We start from the raw sequence: 8,716 nt of genomic DNA on the forward strand, positions 1-8,716 counted from the left end.
GATGCAGCAAAAGCGAGAAATCGCAAGGCCCGGATCGATCGGCCGAAAATATCAATAGCCTCTAAATGGGGCTGCGCGATAGCTGCTGCAAGAGGCAAAAGGCATGCCTCCCTCGCAGCACATTTCTTGGACCAGACATTTACCTGGCACGGGGCATCGTTTGATTTTTTCAACGATGTCGTCGCTACCGAAAATCCCGCGTCTTCACCTTAATGCGGTCTATGTGCTCATAGGAATCGACGATTTCGCGCGTTTTCGGCATGCCGCGCGGATCGATGCCCCATCCGCCATGATGGGCCTCGTCACCGCGGCCGTGTGGCAATGGAAATGGCGTGTCGCGGTTTCCGACGCTGGCGAGTTCGGCCGAAAGATCGGTCAACTCGTGCGCGACGAGATGCACCACCTCCCCTTCCCGCTGGATGCGGCCGCGCACACTGAGCATGGCCGACGAGAGAAGGACGCGACGGAATTTCTCGAAGATTTTGACCCAGACGACGACGTTGGCGGCGCCGGTCTCATCCTCCATCGTGAGGAACATGACGCCTTTGGCCGAGCCCGGCCGCTGCCGGACCAGCACCAGGCCGGCGGCCTCGAGCCACCGTTTGTCCCGCGCCTGCATGGCCTCCTCACAGGTCACGATGCGACGCCGGCGTAGATCGGCACGCAGAAACGACACCGGATGGCTGCGCAAGGTCAGCCCGACATGGCCATAATCCTCGACAACCTCGCGGCCGGCCGTCATCGGCTTGAGCGTGATAGCGGGCTCGTGGATCTCCGTCACCGTTTTGTGTTCACGGGACGTGGCGGCCGCGAACAGGGGCAAAGGTTCATCGCGTAGCGCCTTGATCGCCCAGAGCGCATCGCGGCGGGCAAGGTTCAGATCCGGCAGAAATGCGTCGGCCTCGGCGAGCTGGACAAGTGAAGCCGCTGGCACGCCGGCGCGGCGCCAGAGATCGTCGACCGAGAGGAAGGGTTCGACGGCCCGCGCCGCGACGATTGCGGCCGCGTCATCATTGGCGAGACCCTTCACCATGCGCAGGCCGAGCCGGACAGCGAAGCGATCTTCGACGTCGGTCGGCTCAAGCGTGCAATCCCAGCGGCTGGCATTGACGCAGACCGGTCGCACCTCGACGCCATGATCGCGAGCATCACGCACGATCTGGGCCGGCAGATAAAAACCCATCGGTTGCGAATTCAGAAGCGCGGCGCAGAAGACATCCGGCTGCCAGCATTTCATCCAGGAGGACGCGTAGGCGATCAAGGCGAAGGAGGCGGCATGGCTTTCGGGAAAGCCGTAGCTGCCAAAGCCTTCGAGTTGGGAGAAGGTCTTTTCGGCAAACTCCGGGGTATAGCCGTTGTCGATCATGCCATTGATCAGTTTGTCGCGGAACTTCGAGACGCCACCGGTGTGCTTGAAGGTGGCCATGGCGCGCCGCAGCTGGTCGGCCTCGCCGGCCGAAAAGCCAGCGCAGATCATGGAGACCTGCATTGCCTGCTCCTGAAACAGCGGCACGCCCAGCGTCTTGCCCAGCACGCGCTCGAGCTCCGGTGTCGGAAACGTCACCGCCTCCGTGCCATCGCGCCGGCGAAGGTAGGGATGGACCATGTCGCCCTGGATCGGGCCGGGACGGACGATCGCGACCTCGATGACCAGGTCGTAGAAGGTGCGCGGCTTGATGCGCGGAAGCATCGACATCTGCGCGCGGGATTCGATCTGGAAAACGCCGAGCGTATCGGCCTTCCTGATCATCGCGTAGGTGCGCGGATCCTCCGACGGGATCGTCGCCAGGTCGAGGGCGATGCCCTTGTGCTCGGACAGGAGATCGAATGACTTCTTCATGCAGGTGAGCATGCCCAGGGCCAAGACATCCACCTTCATGAATTTGAGGGCGTCGATATCGTCCTTGTCCCATTCCAGGACCTGGCGATCCTTCATCGTCGCCGGTTCGATCGGCACGAGATCGTCGAGGCGATCATGCGTCAGGACGAAGCCGCCCGGATGCTGCGAGAGGTGGCGCGGCGTGCCGGCAAGTTGCGCGGCGAGTTCGAGGGTCAGGCGCAGCCGGCGATCGCCGAGATTGAGGTTGAGCTCGCCGGCGCGCTGCTCATCGACCGCCTCACCGTGGCCCCAGACCTGCGAGGACAGAAGTTTGGTCATGTCTTCGGGCAGGCCGAGCGCCTTGCCGACATCACGGACGGCGCCCTTGGTGCGATAACGGATGACGGTGGAGCAAAGCGCGGCATGTTCGCGGCCGTAGGTCTCGTAGACCCACTGCATGACGATCTCGCGCCGTTCGTGCTCGAAATCGACATCGATGTCGGGCGGCTCGCGCCGCTCCTCGGAGACGAAACGCTCGAACAGAAGGTTGTTGCGTTCGGGATCGATGGAGGTGATGCCCAGCACATAGCAGACGGCGGAATTGGCGGCCGAGCCGCGGCCCTGGCAAAGGATGTTCTGGCTGCGCGCGAAGCGGACGATCGAGTTCACGGTGAGAAAGTACGGCGCGTATCTGAGCGTCTCGATCAGCCGCAGCTCGTGTTTCAAGATCTCGACCACCTTGTCAGGCACGCCCTCGGGATAGCGGCTGTCAGCACCTTCCCAGGTCAGTTTTTCCAGCGCCTGCTGGGAGGTGAGACCCGGCATGGTCTTCTCCTCCGGGTATTGGTAGGCGAGCTCGTCGAGCGAGAACCGGCAGCGGTCGGCGATTTCGATCGTGCGCGCCAAGGCCTCGGGATAATTGCTGAAGAGCCGCGCCATTTCGTCGCCAGGTTTGAGGTAGCGATCAGCATGACGTTCGCGCCGGAAGCCGGCACCATCGATGGCGACGTTGTGACGAATGCAGGTGACGACATCCTGCATCATGCGGCGGGCTGGCTCGTGGAAAAGCACGTCATTGGTGACGACGGTGGGCACGTGCATCGCCGTCGCAAGATTTGCCAGCTCGTGAAGCCTGAGCTGGTCGTTCGGACGCCTGCGCAAGGTGAGCGCCAGATAGGCGCGATCACCGAAGATCTCGCGCAGCCGCCGCAAACGAACGGCACAAAGGTCATCGGCTTCGTCCGGCACCAGGACAGCAATCAGACCTTCGCCATAGGCGACGACATCATCCCATTCGAGATGGCATTTTGCCTTCCCGGCCCTGCCCTTGCCGAGCGACAGCAGGCGGCAAAGGCGCGAATAGGCCGGTCGGTCCGTAGGGTAGACCAGGATCGACATGCCGTCGGCCAGTTCAAGACGGCAGCCGACGATTAGCCGAACGCCTGTCGTCTTGGCCGCTTCATGGGCGCGCACGATGCCGGCAAGCGAATTGCGGTCGACGATAGCCAGCGCTTCGATGCCGAGCAGTGCCGCCTGGGCGAACAGCTCTTCGCAGCTACTCGCCCCACGCAGGAAACTGAAATGCGAGGTGACCTGCAGCTCGGCATATCGGGCCGCGCCAGTCATCCGAAGATCCCATGCATGAACCATTTATGCGATCCGGTCGCGGCATCCTCGCCGTCGCCGGCGCGGTAGACCCAGTAGCGCTCGCCGTTCTCGTCCTCGACCCGGAAATAGTCCCTCACCGCCGCGAGCTCGGCGTCGCGCTTCCACCATTCCCCGAAGACGCGTTCCGGACCATCCGCACGCTTCACGCGTCGGCGGACGCCGCGCCAAGTGAAAGTCACGGGTGGATGGTCGGGAAGAAGTGCCACCGTCTCGATCGGCTCGGGTCGTGGCAACAGCCGAGTTGGGCGCGGCCAATGGCCGGGCCAGCCCTCGCCGGTATCAGGCGCCATTGGGGCAATGCGTTGAACCGAACGTTCGGGAACGTCGCTCTGCACCGGGGCAAAGCGATAGAGCCGGTCCTCACCGACACGGTTGGCGAGGATGTCGATCACATCCGACACATCGGGTTCGGGCGCCTCGGCGAGCGAGGAAATCATCTGTTTGGCCCGCAGCGGCTCGGCAACGGTCGCGGCAAGCCGCATCAGCTCGATGCCGAACCCTGGATCGATCGTTTCTATTTTGTCGGTGAGAAGCCGGGTCAAGCGCTTCGTGTCACGCACCGGCAATGCTGTGCCGACACGGATCGCCTCGATGCGATTGTCGACGCGGAAGAACAGAAGATCGAGCCGGCGTGCGCCAAGTCCTCGCGTCTCGAGTGAGGCGCATAGTTCAGCGACCAGCTTGCCGGTATAGCGCGCGATTGTTTGTGCCGCGCCGATCGGCTCGGCAAAATTGCGGCGCACTTCGACAATTTCCTGCGGCCGGATCGGCTCGATCGGTTCGCTCACGCGTCCGAACGCCTGGTCGAGGCGGCGGCCGGCCTCCGGCCCAAAACGCAAGGCGAGCGCCGCACGCGGGGTGCCGGTGAGATCCGCAATTGTCTCGAAGCCGAGCCGCCTCAGACTATCGATCGTCGCGGCGGGAAAGCGAAGGGCAGCGATCGGCAAAGGCAGGATCGCCTGGGCAATTTCGCCGGACGGTACCACAAGCGTCTGCCGTGTACCGAAGCGGGCCAATGCGTGGGCTGCGCCCCAGCTATCGGCGACCGCGCAGCGCGCGGTAAAGCCGGACGCGGCAAGTCGCTCCACCATATCGGTGAGCATTGCCGCCTCGCCGCCATGCAGATGGTCGGCGCCGGTCGTGTCGATCACAATGCCGTCCGGCGCATCGGCAGCGACGATCGGCGCGTAGCGGCGCAGCGCCCACAGCGCCAATCGCTCGAGCGCCATCTCATCTGCTTCGGGCTCGGCATCATGAACGACAAGACCCGGAACGAGCGCCTGCGCCTTACTCGCCGGCATGCCGATGCGCAGGCCGGCTGCGTGCGCTGCCGCATCAGCGGCAAGTACCACACGGCGACGTCCGTCGCGGCCGATCAAAACGAGCGGCGTCTCAGGCGGAGGCGCGGCGTCGCCCGATTTCCTTCTGAAGCGGTCTGTCGGCCACATCGGAAGGAAGAGCGATACGACCCTTGGCATCGCAAGCCTCCACTGTAAAATCTGCGCTCTCTCCTGCACGGCATCGGATCAGTTCAAGCTGCCAGCGCGCACGCCCGACTCCCTGAACAGGCAGTGGTGTCGACGGCAGGACCGACACCCGCCAGCGGGTTTCGGCGGCTGTCGGCTGGCCAAAATCGGTTGCCTCCGTCTGTCGCCGCCAGCGGCGAATGGCGATGCCGGTGGCGCCGGAGTTTTCGGCGGCAAGCTGAAGCCGCCGTGAGGCCGTCATCGAAAGCCGTGCAATCTCGGCAACGACAGCGCCAAAACCGCCACGAAGACCCTCTTCGAAACAGGCGAGAACGGATTTTTCGTCGCCGGCTTCGACATAGATTACCCGTCCCGGAGGAAGGCCGGCCTGTTCGATCGCAGGCGCGAACAGATCGGGCCGGGTAACGCACCACAGCACCTTGCCTGCCGTGCGGGCGGCAATTCCCGCGGCGAACAGCGCCGCGGCCGCACCGTCGACAGCGCCATTGCCGCCGCCCGCGACCTCGTGCAGACCGCCAAAAGTCAACCCGCCTCCCGGCAGAACCCTGTCGATCGCGGCCACTCCGAACGGCAAAACCATTCGGGCGCGCGCCTTTCCGCCTTCGAGGCGCGCGATGCGTTCTCGAAGGTCGGAAATGGCAGCAGGGGGCGCCGATACACGCATCTGACCCTTGAAACGCGGAAAGCCGTGATATGTTCTACATTTGTTCTCGTCTTGGTTAAGAGTCAACCGGAATGACGTCATGCCCCTGCGGAAGGAGGGCATTCGGATAGTCTAAAGTGCCGGGCCATATCCTTTAATGCGAAAATGCGAGTTCCATGTTTGGTTGGGCGCCACGAGTGGCCGAAACTTGTAACTTATTTCGGACATGCCCATAGTTGAGCCCCATACCGATCTTCGCTCGCGCCTGCTTGCCCGCATCGAGTCCAAACCCGCGAGGTCTGGACCCCCGGCGACTTCGCCGAGCACGGCGCGCGCGCCGCCGTGGAGCCAGCAAGCCCATTTCGCATAGTTCGGTGAGCTTACTCGTTTAAATAAGCAGAAGCTAATACAAGTAAATCCGCTGTGACGTCACCAACACAGACTTGCCTTTCCTTGCTAGGATTAGTTTTTTGGTAGTCGATCCGAATATAAGCCTGTTGCGAGGCCGTACCCTTTCGTGCTGCGTTTACCCGATCGGAATCAGGGTCGACGCTGCGAGGCGCATTTGGCTCTGTTGGGGGAATTTCATATGAGCACGGCTGCCGGCGGCGAAACGATCGATGATCGGGGCGGCACAATGACCAAGCTGTTGGCGGGCGTCGGCCTGACAGCGCTGGCGATCGGCGCTTCACTGACCTCGGCCTCCGCTCAGCAATGGACTGGAACGACGAGCAACAACTGGACGGTGGGCAGCAACTGGTCGGGCGGCGTAGCCCCCTCAGGCGGCTCCGTCGTGATCAACACGACATCGCCTAACCCGACAGTGCTTGGCGTGAGTGGCCCAGCAATTGGTGTGACGAGCTCCCTGTACGTTGGCGATAGCGGGTCGGGCAGTCTGACGATCCAGAACGGCAGCACGCTTACAAGCGCGTCAGCCCCGCGGATCGGAAATCAAGCCAGCGGCACCGGAACCGTCACCGTCACCGGGGCTGGATCGCTATGGACGATAAGCAGCGGGAATTTTGGTGTCGGCTATCAAGGAAACGGTACGCTGAACGTTGTGAATGGAGGCAAAGTCGTCGCCAGCACCACGATCTTAGGCGTGGGTGTCACCTCTTCCGGCACGCTCAACATCAGCGGCGGCATGTTGGACACGGCCGTTCTGCGGAACGGCTTCGGCGCGGCGCAGGCCAATTTTGACAATGGCATTCTCAAGGCAAGAGCGAACAATGCGACCTTCATCAATGGATTCTCGGGCACTGAACTTAGCGTACTGGCTGGCGGGCTGACCGTCGATACCGCCGGCTTCACCGTGGGGACCGACGCTACCTCTGGGTTTACTGGCGCCGGTGGCCTGACCGTAACAGGCGGCGGCATTTTCAACCTTCTAGCCAACAGCCCTTATTCCGGCGAGACCTGGATCCAGGCCGGCAGCACACTCTCGCTTCAGGGAGCCGGCGCCGTTGCCGATTCAAGCCGAGTGCTCGCGGACGGAACGTTCGATATCGCGGCCATTACCCCGACAGGCACCAGCATTCAGAGCCTCGCCGGCAGCGGCGCCGTCACTCTGGGCGCCAAGACGCTTACGATCACCGACACCAACGATAGTTTTTCCGGCATCATCTCCGGCAGCGGTGGACTGGCACTCAACGGCGGCACCATGATCCTGGGCGGCGCCAACACCTATTCCGGCGCAACCACGGTCAGTGGCGGCAAGCTTGTCGTCGAGGGCGCGCTCGGCAACACCCAGACGACCGTCAACAGCGGCGGCACATTGGGCGGCTCCGGCTCGATTGCCGGCGCGGTCATTATCGCCGATGGCGGCGTGCTGGCGCCGGGCTCCAGCCCTGGCACGCTGACGGTGGGATCGCTCAGCCTGAGCTCGGGCTCGACCCTTGACTATGAGCTCGGCCAAGCCGGCATTGTCGGCGGCGGCGTCAACGATCTGATCGTGGTGACCGGCAACCTGACTCTGGACGGCAGCCTCGACATCACCGATGTCGGCGGCTTCGGCCCCGGCGTCTATCGGCTGATCAATTATGGCGGCTCGCTGACCGACAATGGTCTTGAGTTCGGCAATCTGCCGGTCAACGTCACGGCGGCCGACCTGTCGGTGCAGACCTCCGTCGCCAACCAGGTCAATCTTATCAGCAGCGTCGGCAACGACCTGTTGTTCTGGGACGGCGACGCGGCCGGCAATGCCAACAATGATCTGGTCGACGGCGGCAATGGCACCTGGACGGCGACGAGCCCGAACTGGACCACGAGCACCGGCCTAGTCAACGGAGCCATGAAGCCGCAGCCCGGCTTTGCCATCTTCCAGACACTTGGCGGTACCGTCATCGCCGGCGATGGCGCCGGCGCGCTGGCGGTCACCGGCATGCAGTTCGCCGCCGACGGCTACCGCATCGAAGGCGACGCCACAACGCTGGCCGGCGCCGGTGGCGAGAGCATCATCCGGGTCGGCGACGGCTCCCCGGCCGGGGCGGGCTATACCGCGACCATCGCCTCGGTGCTGACCGGGGCGAGCAGCCTCACCAAGACCGATGCCGGCACGCTGGTGCTTTCCGGCGCCAACACCTACACGGGCGGCACGACCGTCTCGGGCGGCGTGCTCTCGGTTTCGGCCGACAACAATCTCGGCGCTGCCGCCGGCGGCCTGACGCTCGCCGGCGGCACGCTGCGCAACACCGCCGTCTTCTTCTCGGCGCGCGACATCACGCTCGCGGCGGCCGGCGGCACCTTCGACACCGCGGCCGACCTCATTTTGTCCGGCGCGATCTCGGGCGCCGGCAGCCTTGCCAAGACCGGCGCCGGCACGTTGACCCTCACCGGAACGAACAGCTATGGCGGCAACACGCTGGTGGACGCCGGCACGCTGGTAGGCAACGCGGCTTCGATCCGCGGCGACATCGGCAATGCCGGCACTGTCGTGTTCGACCAGACGGCGGACGCCAGCTTTGCCGGCGATATCTCCGGCACCGGCACAATGGTGAAGGACGGCGCCGGCACGTTGACGCTTGCAGGCACCTCGCTGCTCGATTGGACCATCGACCAGGGTGGCCTCGTCTCGGCGGCCGAGCGCTTCGGCGGCGATGT

The 8,716-nt window shown here is 63.9% G+C and carries 4 protein-coding genes; 1 reads left to right on the top strand and 3 read right to left on the bottom strand.

The annotated features are described in order from the left end of the window. Positions 1-184 precede the first annotated feature (184 nt). From NKH03_RS29170 to NKH03_RS29180, 3 genes are read right to left on the bottom strand one after another with little or no spacing between them, the layout of a single operon-like run. Positions 185-3,445, bottom strand: a complete 3,261-nt coding sequence (locus NKH03_RS29170) for an error-prone DNA polymerase (protein WP_352972284.1) — start codon at positions 3,443-3,445, stop codon at positions 185-187. Next, on the bottom strand, positions 3,442-4,965 hold the full coding sequence (locus tag NKH03_RS29175) for a Y-family DNA polymerase (protein WP_352873098.1): 1,524 nt from the start codon (positions 4,963-4,965) through the stop codon (positions 3,442-3,444). Before NKH03_RS29175 ends, NKH03_RS29170 begins: the two co-directional genes overlap by 4 nt. Further along, entirely contained in the window at positions 4,880-5,638 is a 759-nt protein-coding gene (locus NKH03_RS29180) for an ImuA family protein (RefSeq protein ID WP_352873097.1), read from the bottom strand. Before NKH03_RS29180 ends, NKH03_RS29175 begins: the two co-directional genes overlap by 86 nt. Before the next feature lie 568 nt (positions 5,639-6,206). Between NKH03_RS29180 and NKH03_RS29185 the strand changes: the two genes are divergently transcribed. After that, the coding region (locus NKH03_RS29185) for a beta strand repeat-containing protein (RefSeq protein ID WP_352972286.1) at positions 6,207-8,716 on the top strand (2,510 nt) is incomplete at its 3' end.

The organism is Mesorhizobium sp. M1406 (assembly GCF_040317555.1).
Taxonomy (GTDB): domain Bacteria; phylum Pseudomonadota; class Alphaproteobacteria; order Rhizobiales; family Rhizobiaceae; genus Mesorhizobium.